The organism is Rhizobium sp. BK538 (assembly GCF_014197575.1).
Lineage (GTDB): Bacteria > Pseudomonadota > Alphaproteobacteria > Rhizobiales > Rhizobiaceae > Rhizobium.
In genome coordinates, this window is sequence record NZ_JACIFT010000041.1 from 1 (window position 1) to 19,571 (window position 19,571).

Annotated in this window: 5 protein-coding genes and 2 pseudogenes; 5 read left to right on the top strand and 2 right to left on the bottom strand. The window is 61.7% G+C overall.

What is annotated here, in order from left to right:
• Positions 1 to 12,380: peroxidase family protein (locus tag FHX09_RS28570; RefSeq protein ID WP_184451013.1), on the bottom strand; the 12,380-nt coding region annotated here is incomplete at its 3' end.
• 600 nt (positions 12,381 to 12,980) lie between these two features.
• Here FHX09_RS28570 and FHX09_RS30210 point away from each other — a divergent pair.
• Positions 12,981 to 13,139 (top strand): annotated as a pseudogene (locus FHX09_RS30210) (IS5/IS1182 family transposase); the annotation flags it as partial.
• Between the two features lie 27 nt (positions 13,140 to 13,166).
• Here FHX09_RS30210 and FHX09_RS28575 read toward each other — a convergent pair.
• A pseudogene (locus FHX09_RS28575) lies at positions 13,167 to 13,800 on the bottom strand (NrsF family protein).
• A gap of 328 nt (positions 13,801 to 14,128) precedes the next feature.
• On the opposite strand from FHX09_RS28575, the gene FHX09_RS30385 reads away from it, so the two are divergent.
• The 4 genes from FHX09_RS30385 to FHX09_RS28590 form a co-directional block, all read left to right on the top strand.
• Positions 14,129 to 14,257 (top strand): hypothetical protein, encoded by a 129-nt coding sequence (locus tag FHX09_RS30385; RefSeq protein WP_281040953.1) that lies wholly within the window; start codon positions 14,129 to 14,131, stop codon positions 14,255 to 14,257.
• Between the two features lie 87 nt (positions 14,258 to 14,344).
• Positions 14,345 to 15,187, top strand: coding sequence for a cytochrome b/b6 domain-containing protein (locus tag FHX09_RS28580; RefSeq protein WP_132589554.1), 843 nt, complete (start codon positions 14,345 to 14,347; stop codon positions 15,185 to 15,187).
• Positions 15,184 to 15,960 carry a molybdopterin-binding protein gene (locus tag FHX09_RS28585; RefSeq protein ID WP_132589556.1) on the top strand — a complete coding sequence of 259 codons (777 nt, stop codon included), beginning with the start codon at positions 15,184 to 15,186 and terminating at the stop codon, positions 15,958 to 15,960. Before FHX09_RS28580 ends, FHX09_RS28585 begins: the two co-directional genes overlap by 4 nt.
• 228 nt (positions 15,961 to 16,188) lie before the next feature.
• The coding region (locus FHX09_RS28590) for a N,N-dimethylformamidase beta subunit family domain-containing protein (protein ID WP_184451014.1) at positions 16,189 to 19,571 on the top strand (3,383 nt) is incomplete at its 3' end.

Below are 19,571 nucleotides of genomic sequence, written 5' to 3' on the forward strand. Positions count from 1 at the left end.
GTGACGCTGTCGTTGCCGTCGCCAGCCGTCACCACGTCGTCGCCGTCCTCGCCGCGCAGGATATCGTGGCCGCCATCGCCGACCACGATATCCCCACCGCCCCCGCCAAGCACAACGTCATCCCCGGCAGCACCAAGCAGCACATCCGCAGCCGCCGTTCCGATCAATGTCCGCGCCGCGACCGGAAGCGGATCCGAGCCACCGTCACCGGAGCCATCGTCACCGCCGCCGTCATCGCCACCACCGTTGTTCTGGCCATCGTCGTCGCCACCACCATCGCCGCCGCCGTTCTGGCCGTCGTCGTCGCCGCCGCCATTGTTGTCGCCGTCGTCGTCGCCGTTGCCGCCGCCATCGCCGCCGCCACCATTTTGACCATCGTCGTCGCCGCCACCATCGCCGCCGCCGTTCTGGCCGTCGTCGTCGCCGCCGCCATTGTTGTCACCGTCGTCGTCGCCGTTGCCGCCGTCATCGCCGCCGCCACCATTTTGACCATCGTCATCGCCGCCGCCGTTCTGGCCACCATTGCCGCCATCGTCACCGCCGCCCTGATTCTGGCCGTCGTCGCCTCCGCCCTGGTTGTCCTGGTTCGTTCCGAAGATATCTTCAGGCAGATTGGTCAGCCCCGTGTTGCGGGCAATGATTGCGGCAAAGCCCTGCTCTTCGACGATGTCGTAGAAGTCGAGGTTTTCCACGCGCTCGAGGTAGTAGAGGCGATCGCCCTCCTGGATGCGGTCCAGTTGCTCGTGCAGGATGACCCAGAAGGTCTGCCCGACGACGCCACCATTGATATGCTTCTCGGCAAGACCGCCAACGAACAGATCGACACGGTCGATACCCTTGACGATGCCGGTTCCGTCCGGCTGGATCGCGACATCGATGTCAGGATTGATCTGCTTGAATTTCGCGATGTCGCCTGGCTGCAGCACGAGATCAGGATAGGCCTGGCGGAACTGGTTGATCACGGTGTCCGAGAGGCCGTTGCGGGTCTGGAAGTCCTCCCATGAGGTGTAGGGCGTGAGGTTACCGGCAAAGCCGACCGCCTCATGCACATAGGGATCGGTCGATGCCAGGAGATCCGCGCGGATCTGGTTCATCGAGCCAAGACCGACATCCCATTCGCGGGCAACGTCGAAGGCAAACACATCGGCGCTGGTGCGCACCAGATCGTTGCGCACCGCATCGACAATATTGACATCGACCTCTTGCGCCGGCTGCACGACGCCACCGGCCAGAATGCCGTTGATCCCCAGCTGTTCATAGCCAGGCTGCGGCACATAGCCGGCAGGCAATGGGCCGAGGAAGGCGCTGGCGTCGTTCGTCGGGTTGAGGAACGCGTCGAACAGGGCAACCTGCGTCGGATGGCCTTGCGTATCCATCACGGTCAAGGTCTGGTCGATCAGCGAATGACCGAAGCGATAAGCCGCCGTCGCGAATTCGTGCGAGACGCGCGCATCGACATCGGGGTTGTAATCGTTGAAGCCATGCTCGCCGTCTCCCTTCATGCCGCCGAGCAGCTTGTCGGCGAACTCGGTGTAAACGACGCGCTGGTATTCCGTTTCATTGATCACCTTGGCGGCCTGGAAGAGTTCCTCGGCGGTGCCGGTGAAACCAGCCTCCAGGAGCCCGGCAACATGGAAGTTGTGATTGCGGGCCCAGATGGTGTGGACCGCCGTCAAGGCGATGTTCTCGTTGGCCCGGCCATCGCCGGCCACATAGTGATCGAGCAGGCTGATGAACGGGTTGGTATCGAGCAGCAGCGCAAAGCCACTGCCCATGAAGTTGGAGGTCATCTGCGGCAGCATCGCTTCGTTGATGTGACCGTTTGCATCGACCAGACCGGCGAAATAACTGCGGAAAGTGACGGAGCCGCCCGGCAATGAGGATGCCGTGAACACCGTATTGTTCGCCCAGTGATGCATGATCAGTTCACGCAGGTTGGGCAGCAGGTTGAAGGTCGGGTTGGACGGATCGGGCGCACCGGCCAGGAGCCGACCGCTGAACCCGCCGTGGCCGTCGCCTTCCCTGAGGAACTGACCGACGAGCTCATCGGAGCCGTAAGCCTGGTTCTGGTCGGCAAAGGGCGAGGTCTTGTTGAGATGCTGCGTCACGCCATTGGCATCGAAGCCGGAGACCGTTCCGCGGGTCAGATCCGCCGGATTGTCGGTACCGGGCGTATGTCCGGCGCCCGGCGCGCCGATCTGGATCGTGCCATTGCCGCCCTTCGGCAGGAAGTCGAGACCATGGTCGAAGTACTGGCCGAACGCAGTGAACAGGCTGTTGGCATGCTCTGCACTGGTCGCCAGGTTCGCCTCCTGAGCGCCGAGTGCATTGCTGATCGCGCGCGGATCCAGCCCGTTGAAGAGCGGGTTGATATCGCGGTTGTGGGTGCTGTCGTTGTAGTCCCCGAGATGCGCATCCGTGAGACGGATGAAGGGTTGATCGGCGGATCCGTAGTTCGGATGTGCGCGATTGTTGCCCGTACCTTCGAGATCGCGAATGCCGACGGCATCGTTGTCTTCGCCGCCCGGCAGACCATTCACGAGGTTCTTCAGTGCCGTGAGGTCACTGGCCGTCAGATGGAAGGCACCGTTGCCTCCCGGATCGTCATTGCCGCCTGCGCCGCCATCGCCACCGCCGCCGTTTCCACCGTCGCCGTTTCCACCGTTGCTGCCGCCACTGCCGGAGCCGGCCTCGAATGTCGGGGTGCCGGTGCTGGCGAAGGTGATCGAATGCGTTCCGTTCGACATCGTCGTCATGCCGTTGGCCGTCGTCGAGTGGTAGTCAGCCAGCGTCGAACCGGGGGCCAGTTCGATCACGTCTTGCGGCCGCAATGTGCCGACGATGGTGTCGTGGCCGCCATTCGACTTGAAGACGATGCGGTGCGCCGAGGTCAGTGTCGAGATATCGACCGTATCGTTGCCCGTCGAACCATCGATCGTGATGGTGTTGGTGAACAATGTGGTCGCCGCGAAATTGCCGATCACCTGGAAGGTATCGCCGCCACCGCCACCGGTGATCTGGATCTCCTCGATATTCGCAAGTTCCGCAACGACTACGGCACCGCGCGTGATCACGATCTCGGTGGCTGCCGCGACCGTGATGCCGGCTGCGATCGCATCGGCTCGGGCATAGACCCGGAAGGCCTCGGCGCTCGCGTCGCCCAGGATCTGAACGGTATCGGTGTCGCGACCGCCGTCGATGATGTCACGCCCTTCGGTGGAAGCGACGATGATCAGATCGTTGCCGCGATCGCCAAGGATCGTGTCGTTGCCCGGGCCGCCATTGATGGTGTCGTCACCACGACCGCCGTCAATGTTGTCGTCCCCGGCCCCGCCATTGAGGATGTCGTTGTCGCGATCGCCGAGGATGGTGTCGTCGCCATCACCGCCATCGACAGTGTCGGCCCCGCGGCCGGCGTCGATCGTGTCATTGCCGCCAAGGCCAGTGATGGTGTCGTCGCCACGGTCGCCCGTGATTGTATCGGCAAGCGCCGTGCCAATCAGTGTGTCCGCACCACGCGTGCCGACCAAGGTGATGCCGACGCCCGGTGTTGGGGGCAGCGCTGAATAGATCTGCTCCAGCGTTCCATGGCCGTCCTGGTAGATGGCGCGCACGCGCAGGCTAAGTCCCGCCTCCGCGTCGGTGACCGTGAAGCTCGTGCCATGGGCACGCTCCACCTCCCCGGCACCGAAGGTGAGGATGTCCTCATAGATGCCGGATCCGGGAACCGTCTCGACCTGCCAGAAATAGTCGACCGGTCCGGTGATTGTCCCGGTCAGATTGGTGGCGGTCACATTGTCGGCATCCGTGATACCGGCAACCGACACCGTCAAAACCGTGCCGGCAGCAGCCGTGTCGACAGGAGTTGCTCCATCTAGGATGGACATCACGCCCGAAGGCGCGGCATTCGTGCCGCCGAGCAAGACTGAGCCATCGGAGAATTGCAGCCGTTCGATGTTCATCAACCGGTCGGTTCCGTCGGTGCCGAGATTGTCCCTCACAGTCGTAAGACCGCCGACCGTGGTGATCGTGTAGTCCGCCTGCCTGCCCGAGAAGACCGCCGTGTCGAAGGCAGCCGCGCCGGTGTTGATCTCGCGCACGATGTTCAACTGACCAGGGTTCCAGGTGCCGTTCAGCATCTTCGTCTGGAGTTCCAGATCGGCCATGCTGTCGAAGGAGGCGATTTCTGGCCCGGTGTGGTTTGTGTCGCCCGCCGCATAGACGGCGATGCGGACGTTCAGCCACTTGTCGCCATCGAGGACGTCGTCGCCGCCGCGGCCCTCGATGATGTCGCTGCCGTCACCGCCAAGGATGATGTTGCCGCCATCGTAGAACGTCTTGTGCGCGCCGGGCGCCAGATCGGCCGCGTAGGCTGTATCGAGCAGGCTCTGCAGACCGTTGATCAGCGCGATATTGGTCAGCACGCTGCCCGTTGCGCCTGCTGTCGGCAGGGCCGCAGCGTCGACATTGTCGCCGTGCAGTACGTCGCCAAAATGCGAGCCGGAGACACCTTCGACGATATCGAAACGGATCAGCGGCGTTGCCGAACCCGGCAGTAAAGGCGTGTCGAAGAAGCGATCCGAGATGTCGATGTAGACGCCGCGGTCGTTGTCCTTGAAGTCGGCCCAGTCGTAGCCGGAGCCGCCGATGTAGCGGTCCCCGAAGCCGGTCTTGCCGACCATTATGTCGTCGCCGCCTTCGGCGTTGAACTTGTCGTTCTCGCCGTCACCGATGAAGACATCATTGCCGATGATCGGGTCGTTGCCGAGTGGGTCGAAATTGTCGCCAGGCGCTCCGTCTGACGTGCCTTTCTCGATCCAGTCGTCACCCTCGTTGCCCATATCCTGTTCGTTGGCCTTGCTGCCCAGGATAAAGTCGTTGCCCTGGCCGCCAATCGCTTCCGAGGCGTCCTCGCCGGTGATGATGAAGTCGCTGCCGAAGCCGCCGATGATCAGGTTGACGCCGTTGCCACCCTGGATCACGTCGTTTCCGTCGCCGCCCTGAATGTTGTCGTCGCCGCCGATGTCGGTGATGATGTCGTTGCCGTCACCACCGCGAAGCTGGTCGTTGCCATAGCCACCTTCAATGCGGTCGTCACCTGCGTCGCCATAGACGGTGTCGTCGCCGGCACCCGAGATCAGTATGTCGTTGCCGCTCGGATTGGCCGGGCTACCAGGGTTGGTGCCGCCGAGGACGATGTGGTCCTCTCCGGTATACTTGATGTAGTTGCTGTCGGGACCAACAGTGTCGGGATTGTCGCGAACGACGAGCGGATTGAGCTCCGTGCCTCCTTCTGTCGGGTCGGCGCGATTGTCCGGGCCAAGCGCGGTGAACTGCTTGCTCTGGTCGACCTCGAGTGTCCAGGTCGGCGTTGAGAAGACAAGCGCCGACAGGTGCGTCGCGGTTGTGTTGGCCATGATGAGCTTGGCGAACGAATTCCCCTCCAGCTCGGCGTTGAAGGCCAGGCCAGCGGTGCGCTCGAGATAGTAGAAGCGGTCGCCGTCCTGCAGCTTCTCGAGTTGGTTCTCGAAGATGAAGTTGAAGGTCGAGCCGAGCATGCCCCCGAACGGGTTCTTCTCCTCGGCCAGGCCGCCGATCCACAGATCGATGGCGTCAAGACCTGTCGTGGTGACCCCGTTGGCCAGGCTCGCCCAGGCACCGGCTGAGTTAAGGAAGTCGAGCCGGTCGGCAGGTTCGCCAGCTCCACCGAGGACAAGCAGAGTAGCCGCGGCGCGCTTGTCCGCCGTCGTCGTGGCGCTGGTTATCGAACTATGCGTGCCGTAGGCGGCGATGAAGTTGATCACTGATTCCGGGTGCTTCAGGTGCTGCACCAGGTCGGCCCAACTCGTGTACGGCTTAAGGTCGGAATTCCCGGTCTGCCCGTAAATGTCGCGGCGAACGGCATTCAGCGAGGGGATGCCGACATCGCGACCACGCGCGATGTTGATCGCCGGCAAGTCGAGGGGCAGGCCAAGCAGGTTGTTGCGCAGGGCTTCGGTCACGAACTCATCGATTTCGTTGCCGACCTGGCGGGTGACCCCGCGGATGATGGCGCTGGTCGCGTCCTCCGGAGTGGTCCCGCTCGCTGCGAAGGCCAGCGGGTTCAGGAAGGCTGCGATCAGGCCGGTCTGCTGATTGCCGGCTTCGTTCGGGTTTCCGTCGCCCACGACGTTGAAATTCTCATCGTAGCGGTCGACTGTCTCGGTCAGCATCGAATGGCCGAAACGATAGACCGTATGGGCGAACTCGGCCACGATCGAGGGGTCGAGGTCGGCGTCGTAGACCTGTGTCGGTGCGAAGAACAGGTCGACGTTCGGCTGGATGGTGCGCGCGAACTCCTCGAACACCAGATGCTGGTACTGCATTTCGGTGCCGAATTTCGCGCTCTGGAACAGGCGCTCGCCATTCCACTGCAGGGCCGCGACAGCAGCCGGATCAGTCGGAAACTCCGCCGGCCCTGTGCCGGGCATCAGCCACTCCTTCAGGAAGTCGAGGTTGTTGGCCGCGAGGACCGTCTCCTTCGTCTGGTCGACCAGCCGGTTGTGCTCGTGATGGAAGATCGAGTGCACGGCGGTGAGGCCGATGTTCTCGTTCACGCGGCCGTCGCCGGCGATGTAGTGTGCGTCGAGCAGTTCGTTATCGTAGGAGAGGTTGTTGCCTCCCGGTCCGACGGGAACGGCATTTCCGGTATCCGCATCGGCATCGGGAGCAAGATCGTCAGCCGTCTTGGCAACGCCGTCGGCACCGGGGCCGGGAGCGAACACCGGCACGGCGTTATGCGCGATGTCATTGAGGAACGCGTGACCGGTGCGCACGGCATTGGTGAGCGAGATCGGCGCAAGCGGATTGCCCTCGACAAGGAAGTCGTCATCCGTGCCGCCGATGCCGTCCGCCCCCTTCATCACGACCTGCGGGAAGCCATTCGGCCCCTTGGTGAAATTGCCGTAGGCGTCAGTGGCCAGGAGCGGCACGTTGTCGAAATCGGCATCGGTGAGATTGATGCCGAGAATGTCGTTGGCCTGTGCCTTGACGACCTTCCAGGTCGCCATGCCGCCAATCTCGACGTCATCGCCGCCGCCGAAATGCCCATCGGCGCCGAGATTCCAGTTGGTGATCAGCTTGCCGGTGGCGTGCGCTCCGGCACCGTCCAGACTGTAAGCACGCAGGAACACCTGGTGCGATGGATGCGAGGAATAGGTCTGGTTCTGGTCGACAAATGGCGTGGTGGTGTTGGTGCCAGCGTGGGTGTTGTCGGCGGATTCGTCGACGGTGGTGTTCGGGTCGTCGGCGAGGATGCCGTCAGGCCCTGCCTGCGTCGCCCGCGTCACAACCATGAAGTTTGAATTGCCGCCGGGGACGTAGAGTGGATCGTCCGGCTGCAGCGGAATGTAGATTGTTCCGTTTCCACCCTTGGTTACGAGGTCTAGGCCGTGGTCGAAGAACTGGCCGAAGAATGTAAACCAGGAGTTGAACGGTGCCGAAAGGCCGACGTCAGGCGCGACCGCGTCGATCTTGAATACGTCGCGGTCGTCGGCCGTGCCGAAGAGCCCGTCGAGTCCAGGGCTCTTGACGATCGAGACCCCGTCCTTAAGGACGTCGTCATTCGCCGCGCCGGATACGCCGAAGTCAAGATGGCCGTTGAGGCCCGGATCGAACGCGGCGGCATAGGCCGACGGGTTGTTGGCGGTCTGGTCGACGACCAGGTTGCTGATCGTGCGCGGATCGGAATCGACGACACTGGTTGAAGAATTGTAGTTGGTGTTGGTGACGGGCGGCGGCCCGCCTGGCCCGAGGCTGAACGGATCTTCGTCCTGCTCGTTCAGGAAATTCGGCGGAACCACCCGCGGGAACGTGTTGTCGGCCGCCCCGAATTCGCTCTGGTCGATACCGTTGAGGTGGACGAGGTTGTTGTTTGAACCGTCGACAGTGCGCAGGCCAAGCGGCGAGCGAACGTTCGGGATCAGGGACAGGAGACTGGCGCCGTTCGCATTGGCTTCGGCAATCTTGATCTGATCAAGAATGAACTGCAGGTCGGACACGGCAAGATGAATGCCGGCGCCACCGGCGGTGACTTCGGTAAGCGGAGTTGTAGCGGTCGGCGGGGCGACCGGTGCAGCTGCGATTGCATCAGTCGGTGCCGAGAAGACCGTTTCGGTCACACCATGAGCATCCTGGTAGTAGGCCTTGACGCGAAGCGGCAGGCCGACGAGATCAGGCGTCACGCGGAAATTGACACCATCCGCGCTCAGGAAGGCAAGGTCGCCCGCCGGCAGTAGGATGATATCCTCAAAGACGCCATCGCCATTGCGATCGACTTGCCAGTAGTAGGAGACGGACTGGGTAATTGCCCCGGGATTGTCTCCATCGGTCACGCCTGCAATCGATACCTCCAGCAATTGGCCGGCTGTGGGCGTGACGTCGGCGGCATGCGTCGTGGCGTCGCGAATCTCCAGCAGCCCAACCGGTTCGGCGTTGAGGCCGGGCACGACGACCTGGGCCTCGTCCGCGAACTGCAACCGCTCGATATGGGTCAGAGTATCCGTGCCATCGCGAGCAACCACACTGTCGACGACCGTTACGATGTCGTCGCTGAAGTCGGCCGTCCCCCTGTTGTCGATCGTGACGGTATAGTCGGCTCTGTTGCCCGAAAAGACGGCCGTGTCGAAGGCGTCGCCGCCGGTGGAGCTGCCGTCCATGATCTCGCGGATCGCATGCAGTTGGCCGGGATTGTAGGTTCCCGCCAGCATAAACGGCATCAACTGGACCATGTTGTCGAAGGTGGCGATCGGCGCGCCAGCGTGGTTTGTGTCCCCGGCCGCGTAGACGCCGATGCGCACGTTCAGCCACTTGTCGCCATCGATCAGGTCGTCGCCGCCGCGGCCTTCGATGATGTCGCTGCCGTCACCACCGAGGATGATGTTGCCGGTCGCGAAACCGGTCTGCGACAGCCCGGCATTCCCGAGCAGCGTGGCAAGTTGGTCGATCAGCGCAACGTTGGTCAGCGCGCTGCCGGTGGCACCACCATGGTTGATGATGGTGTCGGCGTTAACGTCGTCGCCGCGCAGCACGTCGGCATATCTCGAACCCGACAGGCCCTCCACCTCCGCGAAGCGGTCGAGGATCGAAGCCGGCGACGAGCCGATGGGCTGGAAAGCTCCGATGTTGGTCGCCGGTGCGCCGTGCGGTTGCGCCAATGCAGCCAGCGTAAGGTCAACGGTCACGCCAAAGCGGTCGTTCAGGTAGGTGACCCAGTCGAAACCGGACATCCCGTCCATCTTGTCCTGGGCGTCGCTGCCGGTGAAGATGTCGTCCCCGCCTTCGCCGATCATTTCGTCGAAGCCGCCGCCGCCAATGAAGATGTCATTGCCGATCACGTCGTCGGCCAGCACGGGCGAGAAGTTGTCGCCAGGCGCTCCGTCCTGGGTGCCCAGTTCGATCCAGTCGTCGCCCTCATTGCCGGTCGGCGGCAGATTGGTCTTGGCGCCGAGGATGAAGTCGTCGCCGGTCCCGCCAAACGTCGTCGAGATGTCTTCCGTGGTGATGATGAAGTCCTGGCCGCTGCCGCCGAGGATCAGGTTGCCCAGGACCGACATGTTGCCGACGACAATGACGTCGTTGCCGGCACCGCCTTCGATGCGATTGTCACCGAAAGAATCGGACAGGATGTCGTCGCCGTCACCGCCGAGAACCGTATCGTTGCCCGAGCCGCCCTCTAGCCGGTCATTGCCGCCATCGCCATAAAGCGTGTCGTCGCCATCGCCGGAGATGATAATGTCATTGCCCGCGGTGCCACCGAGGACGACATGGTCCTCACCGGTGTACTGGAGATAGTTCGTGTCCGCGCCATCCGTCGCTGGATTGTCGCGGATAACGAGAGGAACAACTTCGACGCCGTTGATCTCAAGGCCGCCGGTCGGATCCGCGCGGCCATCGGCGCCGAGCCCGGTGTGCTGCCGCGATTGATCGACTTCGAGCGTGAAGCTTGGTGTTGTGAAGATCGCGTTCGGCAAATGCGTCGCGTCGCTGTTGAGCATTACCAGCTTGGCGAAGGAGTTGTTCTCCAGCTCGGTGCCGAAATGCATGCCGGCCGTGCGCGACAGGTAATAGAAGCGGTCGCCGTTCTGCAGCGATTCAAGCTGGGTCTCGAAGACGAAGTTGAAGGTCGAGCCGAGCATGCCACCAAACGGCATCTTCTCTTCCGCCAGGCCCCCGATCCAGAAATCGACGTCGTTGAGCCCGCCAAGCGAGCCACCCTGATAGGCGCCCGTCGCGTTCAGGAAGTCGAGGCGGTCGATCGGCGCCCCAGCGCCGCCAAGGACGATCAAGGTCGCGGCCGCGCGCTTGTCGGCAAGCGTCGTTGCGCTGGTGATCGACACATGCGTGCCATAGGCCGCGATGAAGTTGATCAGCGACTCCGCATGCTTGAGGTGGTCGGCAAAGTCGACCCAACTGATATAGGGCTTGAGTTGACTGTCGCCGGTCATTGCGAAGAATTGAGACCGCGCGTTGTTGAACGAGGGAATGCCGGTGTCACGGCCACGCGCAATGTTCAGCGCCGGCAGGTCGAGTGGCAGGCCGAGCAGGTTGTTGCGCAGTGCTTCGGTAACGAACTCGTCGATCTCATTACCAACCTGGCGGGTGACGCCACGCACGATCGCGCCGGTCGCCTGTTCGGGCGTTAGGCCACTATTGGCGTAGGCGAGCGGATTGAGGAAGGCCGCGATCAGGCCGAGCTGCGGGTCGCCTCCGACGGTATTGAAGTTTGGATCCAAGCGGTCGACCGTCTCGGTCAGCATCGAATGGCCGAAGCGATAAACCGTATGGGCGAACTCGGCGAGGATCGCCGGATTGATCGTCGTATCGTAGCCACTCGGAGCCAGGAATCCGTCGACCTGAGGCTGGACCGTGCGGGCAAACTCCTCGAACACCAGATGCTGATACTGCATCTCGGTGCCGAACTTGGCGGATTGGAAAAGGCGTTCGCCGTTCCAGTCGAGCGCATCGATCTGGGCCTGCGTCAGCGGGAATGTCGTGTTCGAGTCAAGCGGGGTGTCGAGCCACTGGTTGAGGAAGGCGACGTCGCCGGTCGCCAACGCCACGTCCTTGGTCTGCTGGACAAGGCGGTTATGCTCGGAATGGAACACGGCATGCACGGCGGTGAGGCCGATATTCTCGTTCACGCGGCCGTCGCCAGCCATGTAGTGGGCGTCGAGAAGTTCGTTATCGTACTGGCCGGCCGCAATCGGACCGGTGTTGACGATGTTGTCGGCATCCGCGGTCTTGCCGGTCGGATCGGCATTGTGCGCGATGTCGTTCAGGAAGGCATGGCCGGTGCGGGCAGCGCCCGCGAGACTGATCGGCGCTGCCGGATTACCCTCGGTGAAGCTGTTATCCTGCATCATCACCATGGGGAACCCATTGGGCCCCTTGATGAAATTGCCATAGGCATCGACGGCCAGGACCGGCACATTGCCGACGTCGGCATCGGTGAGATTGATGCCGAGAATGTCGCGAGCCTGAGCCTTGACCACGGCCCAGGTGGCCATCCCGCCGATTTCCGTGTCGTCACTGGTACCGAACAGGCCATCAGCGCCGAGATTGCGGTTGGTGATCAGTTCACCGGTCGCCACCGGATCGCCATTGCCGTTCAACTCATAGGCGCGCAGGAACACCTGGTGCGACGGGCTCGAGGCGTAGGTCTGGCTCTGGTCGACGAAGGGCGAGGTCGTGTTGGTCGCGGCCTGCCCCCCCGCAGCACGTTGCAGGACCATGAAGTTCAGAGCGCCGGGAGCCGTGCTGAAGAGCGGATCATCCGGTTTCAACGGAATGAAGACGGTTTCGGTCTGGCTCTGGCTCTTGGTCACCAGATCGAGACCATGGTCGAAGAACTGTCCGAAGAAGGTCATCCAGGCGTTGAACGGCGCCGACAGGCCCGCATCGGCAGTGATGTTCGGGATGAAATTGACTGGAACGTCGTCGCCCGTGCCGAACTGACCGTCCAGCCCAGGGCTGATGACGGTGCTTGATCCCGGGGTCTGACCGGCTGCGGCCTGAGCTGCCGGGTTGTTGTCCGTCTGATCGACGATCAGGTTGCTGATCGTGCGCGGCTGAGAATCAACGACCCCCGCCCCCGGGGTCGCATAAGTGGTGCCCGCCTCCGCAGGTCGAAAAGAGGGGTCGGTGAGGCGCGGAAACGCCAAATCCGCAGCCCCGAATTCGGGGTGGACCAGATTGTTGAAAGAGCCATCGACGGTCCGCAGGCCAAAGGGCACCTCGGCGTTTGGCAAGATATCGGTGAGGCTCTCGCCCTGCGCATTCCGCTCCGCAATTATGATCTGCTGCAGGATGAAATCCAGGTCCGAGCGAATAAATTCTACCATGCCACCCTCCAATAGTTGCCATTCGCCTTGGACAAAGCTTCGCCGTCGCACCAAACGAAGTGCGCTGCCGGCTGAATACGCCGCCGAAGCTATGGCCGAAACAGTTGTTAGGCCCTCCACGGACCAATCGTCGATGAGTATGCAAGCTCGAGCATCTGTACGCGAGGGGACTAGGTCGCATGATCAGCTGGACAACGGTCTAGTCGCCGGTGGCACTATTGTCGCTCTATGCTGAGTCTTTAGTCCAGCCATTGCTTAGACTAAGGTCCAAGTTTTGCCGCGGGCGCCGATGAGGATGATGACGATCTGTCAGAGGCAGCGGGCCTTTTGAGAAGGGGAGCGACTGACGCCGAGGTTGCTGGCTATCTTGTTCATATCAAAGCGGAATACATTCGCGTTGGGCAAACAGCCAATATCAGAGAGAGGGCGCAACTGGTCGCGACCGCAATTCGCGCGTACGACCAGCTACGGACGTACCCCGAGAACCGACAGGTGAATCCACGACGAGGATGACGTGGCGGATACCGTTGAAAAGCGCGACGTTGCTGGCGCTGCAGTGTCGCGATTCAATCGTGGCATTGATTTTCAAGGGATTGAGCGATGATGGGATGTCAGGCTGTTCCAGCGCGACTTTTCTACGACTTCTGCCTCAATGATCACGTACCTGCCGACCACCTGTTGCGCGGGATCGACCGTCATCTCGAACTCGGCAGCGTGCGGGCGCAGTTACAGCCCTTCTACAGCAATTGCGGCCGTCCTTCGCACCGTCGCCAAGCTGAGAAGGATCTACCAGCGGAGTAGCGGTGGACCTGCGAGGAAGCCGAGCGCGCCGCTCAAAAGGATGCCAAGTGAATACCAGATCAGCGCAAAGGGCATGCCGTTCTCGGTGCAGAACCAGGAATGGACCCAGGCACCAGCTGCCCCAGCGGCAATACCGGCAACGCACCCCGTTAGCCGAAGGTTCATGGGTGCCGCGCCGCGTAGCGCCCAGACAGTGCCGGCAAAAACGGGAATCGCGAAGCCGAAGATGAGCAGCGGGCAATGGAGTGCGGAGGAGCCGAGGATCAGCAACCGGTAAGTCTCGATAGCGGCCATCTTGAGCTGGATGGCTGCGACCGCAGCCATGGTGGCGAAGATCAAGGCAAGCCAACCGAAAAAGCGTCCTCGGTACCGTCGGGGGGCGAGAGCCGATAGACGGCCAGGAAAGCCGCCAACGCAATCAGTGCATGATAGGAAGATTTGATCCAGAAGACCGGCAGCATCGCCACGTCGGGCATATCGATGCGCAGGCCGAGAACGGTCAGCATCAGCAGCAGGCAGTGGGCAATACGCCAAATGCGAAGCGGCGCCTTAGCGCGTGGCACCGCACCGGCTTCAGGTCGCTCAAAAGGCCCGCGATGATGTCGTCCGTCTTCGTCACGATGCGCCTCGCAATCTCTCTGCGAGCGCCTGAGCGCCCGATGGATGCTGACTTTTTACCGCCGATTCAGACGGGCGGGCCTCGTCCCCGTCAAGGGACAGAAGCATCAATGCTTTCAGGGTTTCTTCCGAACAAGCGGTCGCCATGTTGTCAGCGCGTTCATTCGGACAAACAGCCAGTCGGTTACAGGGCAGATCAAAAATGTTTGGCATCACGGATCTATCACATGCGTGAGGCTGCAACGCATTTCGAGGCGCTCTCGAATGGGTAGGTGTGAGCCATTGGCACGCGACCGGCGGACACGACAATCCGATTCCAGGAGAATTCCATGACCAAGCTTCTTTCCAGCCTGGCACCCTGCATGTTCCTCGTCGGCCTTTCGCTCGCCGGTGCGGCGTCGGCTGAGGACGCCATGAAAAAGGCCGACATGATGAAGGCATGCGACGCGATGAAGTAAGCGTTCTCGTCTCCCGCGGCCGCTGAAACTTTATCTGCGGCGGCCGCGTATTCTCCTGCGAAACGTCCATACATCCGGAGAACAATCATGGCGACGATCGATTCCAGTCGGGAAACCGGCCGTACACTCATCTACCGCCACAGCCTTGCTGTGCGCTTCTCGCATTGGCTAAACGTGCTTGCCGTCACCGTGCTGCTGTTCAGCGGTCTGCAGATATTCAATGCTCATCCGGCGCTCTATTGGGGCCAGTATGGAGCCGACAACGACCCTTCCTTCATTTCCATCGAAGCCGTCGATGACAGCGGTCAGGTGAAGGGGCTGACGCATGTGGGGTTGCTCACCTTCGATACAACAGGCGTCCTTGGTCTCTCAAATGTCGACGGCGAGGCGACAGCGAGGGGTTTTCCAAGCTGGCTTACTCTTCCAAGCTATCAGGATCTGTCGACCGGCCGGCGCTGGCATTTCTTTTTTGCCTGGGTCTTCGTCCTCAACGGCCTTGTCTATTTCAGCTATGGGCTGGTCAGCCGGCATTTCCGTCGGGATCTCGCTCCTACCGTCAATGAGCTGACGCTCGCTCATCTCACCTACGAGGTCGTCAACCACGCCCGGCTGCGTTTTCCGAAGGGACCGGAGGCACGGCATTACAACACGCTGCAGAAGCTGACCTATCTGGCCGTGATTTTCCTGCTGCTGCCGTTGATGATCGCGACAGGGCTCACCATGTCGCCGGGCTTCAATGCTGTAGCGCCCTGGCTGCCCGATCTCTTCGGCGGACGGCAATCGGCGCGCACCATCCACTTCCTGACTGCCTTCTCGCTCGCAGCCTTTGTCGTCGTACATGTGGCTATGGTGATCCTGTCGGGTGTCTTCAACAATCTCCGTTCGATGATCACCGGCTACTACGCAATCAAACTGGGAGGCAAACAATGAGCCGCCTCATTACCCGCCGCCGCTTCCTCATTGGTTCGACCTTGACCGCCTCTACACTGGGCTTGAGCGGCTGCGACGCATGGGTCGAAAGTGACCGGACGAAGTCGGTCCTGAAGATCGCCGAGGGTCTCAGCATGAAGACGCAGCGCTTCCTGCTTCACAACAACGCGCTGGCCCCTGAATTCAGCGAGGCGGATCTCTCGCCGGTCTTTCGCTCAAACGGCACCAGCATGCCGGATAATCCGCAATATCTCGACTGGATGAGCCGGCAGTTCTCAACCTGGAGGCTTGGGATTGGTGGGCTGGTCGACAGACCGTCGCAAGTCTCGCTCGCACAGCTGAAGGCGATGCCTTCGCGCACACAGATCACCCGGCACGACTGCGTCGAAGGCTGGAGCGCAATCGGCAAATGGACTGGTGTGCCACTCGGCGCCCTGCTGCAATTGGTCGGGCTCAAGCCCGAGGCGCGCTATGTCGTGTTCCACTGTGCGGATGAATACGAAAAGACGCTGAACGGCACCGGCTGGTACTATGAGAGCATCGATCTGGTCGATGCCCTCCATCCGCAGACGATCCTTGCCTATTCGATGAACGGCCGCGACCTGGAGGTGGCACATGGAGCGCCGCTAAGGCTCAGGGTCGAGCGGCAGCTCGGTTACAAGCAGGCAAAATATCTGACGCGCATCGAGGCGGTCGCGGACCTCGGCCACCTTTACGGCGGCAATGGCGGGTTTTGGGAGGATCGCGGCTATGAATGGTATGCCGGGATATGAGTTGCGCGTGGGGGGCTTCGAGTTCGCTTTGCCAGTGTGACGCGTAGGGAATGCGCGTCCAAGATGCCTGTTGGTGAAAGCGACATAGTGCCCTTCGCCAAAAGGTGGTCGCCCGATTTAGGCCGAAAGGCGTACAGTGTATTTCGTTCCTTTTCGACTACAATTCCGAAATTGCCAGTTTGAACGATCCTCATCGATTTGATCGTGGTTTTTGCGAGAGGGCATACCATGCATCGCAAAGCTCGCCGCTGGGCTTCCCGCTCAGTGTTGGATTCGTTGGCTCCCCGGTGGTTAACCGCCGGCCGCAGGGCGAAGCCTCGTAACACAGCCAATGGGCAAGAGGATTACTCTCAACTTGCGCTTGGCACACAAGCGACAGATGGGACCAGATATGGCGCTGCCGTCGATGGTCCCGTCAACGTCACCGCGCTCAATGAAGATGGCAATGGGCAGGGGGGCATGGTCTGCGACGCGCACGGTCAGGTCAACAGCGACCTCGTACTGCCGTCTTTGACCGACAGTTTCACAGCGATTTATGGAGCCGGAATTCAAAGGGGCGAATTTGCCGCGCCTTTTGCGGGCGAGCGGGGTCTTTCATCTTCAGGGCGGGATGCGACTTCATCCGACACAAAATGGTCACGCCATGGCACTCATGCTGGAACCAGCTTTATGGGCGCTGATCCCTTGGCTCCGTTTTTGCCGAAAGGTCCTGCTCAGACAGCCTCAGGGCGAGGTTCGACCCCAGTGGCTGCCGGGTCGGCTGCTTCGGGCAAGGTCGTCATCCTCGAGTCGACGCCGTCAGCGCAGGCGGCCGCGCATGAATCGCATTTCTTGGCATTTGGCATGCCGTTTGGCGTGTGCGGGTGCGGCTACTTTACCTCTCCTACGCGAATGCTCGATTGGGCTCAAGGCGGCGGTATGCTTCAGCGGGACGGTCAGTTGCCCGGAACCAGGCTGACCGAGGGGCCGGACTATGTTCCGACAGCCAAGGGGACGATTGGCGCCTCGATGAGTGACCCGCTTCTGGATCGTGACTTGTCCCCGCTTTCAGGCTGGCGCGGAACCGCAGGATGGACCGAATCAACGGCCTGGAACGGGTCGTTGCCAGGCGGCGGAGAGATTGGATCGGGGACCGTAACCTCCAAGGGCGTCGGCATCCTTTCCGGCTCGGTGACCAGACCGTCGGGCACGCAAAGGACAGCGACGCAGAGTCTGGCGGCGACGGCGGCCGCGGCCAACATAATCGTGCAGGAAAATCAGAAGCAGGGCAATCCTGAGAGCGAGTGGGGCATCAACGGTGCGGGTAGCTCCAATATCGAGGGGTTCGCGACCGATATCAGCGTCGACAACGGCAAGACGATTAGCTTCAAGATCGATACGGATTCCACCAACTATCGAATCGATATTTACCGGCTCGGCTACTATGGCGGCATGGGCGCGCGCAAGGTCGCCACTCTGCAGCACACCGGATTGCAGAACCAGCCCGATCCGCTGCGCAATGCCTCGACCGGCACCGTGGATGCCGGCAACTGGGCAGTCTCGGCGTCGTGGACCGTGCCAGAGGACGCCGTCTCAGGCGTTTATATCGCCAAGCTCGTGCGTCAGGATGGCACCTTCGGCGAGAACCACATCCCGTTCATCGTGCGCGATGACGACAGCCATAGCGACATGGTCTTCCAGACCGCAGACGAAACCTGGCAGGCCTATAACGGCTGGGGAGGCGCAAACTTCTATGGCGGCAACGGCCCGGCGACCGGGCAGGGTGCTGGTCGCGCCTATGCTGTTAGTTACAACAGGCCGATCGTGACCCGCGGCGGGATTGGCACGTTTGCCGGTCCGCAGGATTATCTTTTCGGTGCCGAGTATGCCGGTATCTACTGGTTGGAACAGAACGGCTATGACGTCTCATACATGTCGGGCGTCGATGTCGACCGTTATGGCAGTTTGTTGCTCAACCATAAGGCGTATGTTGATGCTGGGCATGACGAATACTGGTCTGGACAGCAACGAGCCAATGTTGAGGCCGCACGCGACGCAGGCGTTAACCTTCAGTTTTGGAGCGGTAACGAGGTCTACTGGCGCACCCGTTGGGGCAACAGCTTCAGCAGCGACGCCACGCCCTATCGTACCCTTATCTCTTACAAGGAGACATGGTCGCCCGGTGCCAGCATCGACCCCTCCAATGAATGGACAGGCACCTTCCGCGACCCGCGCCTCAGCCCGCCCGCTGTCGGTGGCGGAAGCCCGGAAAACTCACTGACCGGCCAGTTGTTTATGGTCGACGATGTCGGCAGCAATCTTCAGGCAATCACGATACCCTATGACGATGCCAACTTGCGCTTCTGGCGCAGCACGAGCGTTGCCAATCTTCAGCCAGGCCAAACGGCGACGCTCACCAAGAACTATCTTGGTTATGAGTGGGACGAAGCGACTGACAACGGCTTCGATCCGGCTGGTCTCGTGAAGCTGTCATCGACGACGCTTCCGGTGAGCACTTACCTCCTCGACTACGGAAACACGACCGGCAACGGTGTCTCCACCCACAATCTGACGCTCTATCGCGCGCCGAGCGGTGCGCTGGTGTTCGGAGCGGGTACTGTCTACTGGACCTGGGGCCTGAGCGACAATCACGACAAGGAGGTGACGCCGACCGATCCGCGCGTGCAGCAGGCAATGGTCAATTTGCTTGCCGACATGGGCATCCAGCCTGGGACGCTGCAGTCCGGGCTCGTCGCAGCGACCGCCTCGAGCGACCATGTCGCTCCGACCTCCGCCATCACGGTGCCTGCCACGGCGACAGTTGGATCTAGCGTTACGATTACAGGCACCGCCGCCGACACGGGTGGCGGGGTCATTGCCGGCGTCGAGGTTTCGACCGACAACGGGGCAAGCTGGCATCCGACGGTAGGAGACGAGAACTGGACCTACACGTGGACGCCGCAGGCTGCTGGGAACTATACGATTCGCTCGCGTGCCGTCGACGATAGCATCAATTTGGAATCACCATCGGCAGGACGAACGGTCACTGTCACCGGGCCGAGCTTTGTCTCGCTGTTCGGGGCGGCGACACCTGCCGTCGTAAACACCAACGATACGTCAGCCGTCGAACTCGGGGTCAAATTCCGGACCTCGGTCGCTGGCACCGTCAGTGGTATCCGGTTCTATAAGGGCAGCCAGGATACAGGCACCCATACCGGCTCGCTGTGGTCGAGCACCGGCACGCAGCTGGCGACCCTCACATTCACCAACGAAACGGCCAGCGGCTGGCAGATCGCGACCTTCTCCAGCCCGGTGACGCTGACGCCCGGTGCCACCTACACTGCCTCCTACCACACTAATGTCGGCCATTACTCCACTACCTCCAACTACTTCACCGCAGATGTCACGAGCGGTCCATTGACGGCGCCCGCCAGCGGCAACGGGGTCTACCGCTACGGCAGCACCAGCCAGTTTCCGACCAGCACTTTCCAGGCGGAGAACTACTGGGTCGACGTCATGTTCAACCCCTCAACGTCGGGCAACACGACACCGACGGCAGTTGCCGATACCGGAGATGCGACCGAGAAGGGCGGGGTGGCCAACGGCTCGGGCGGCGTGGCCGCCAGCGGCAA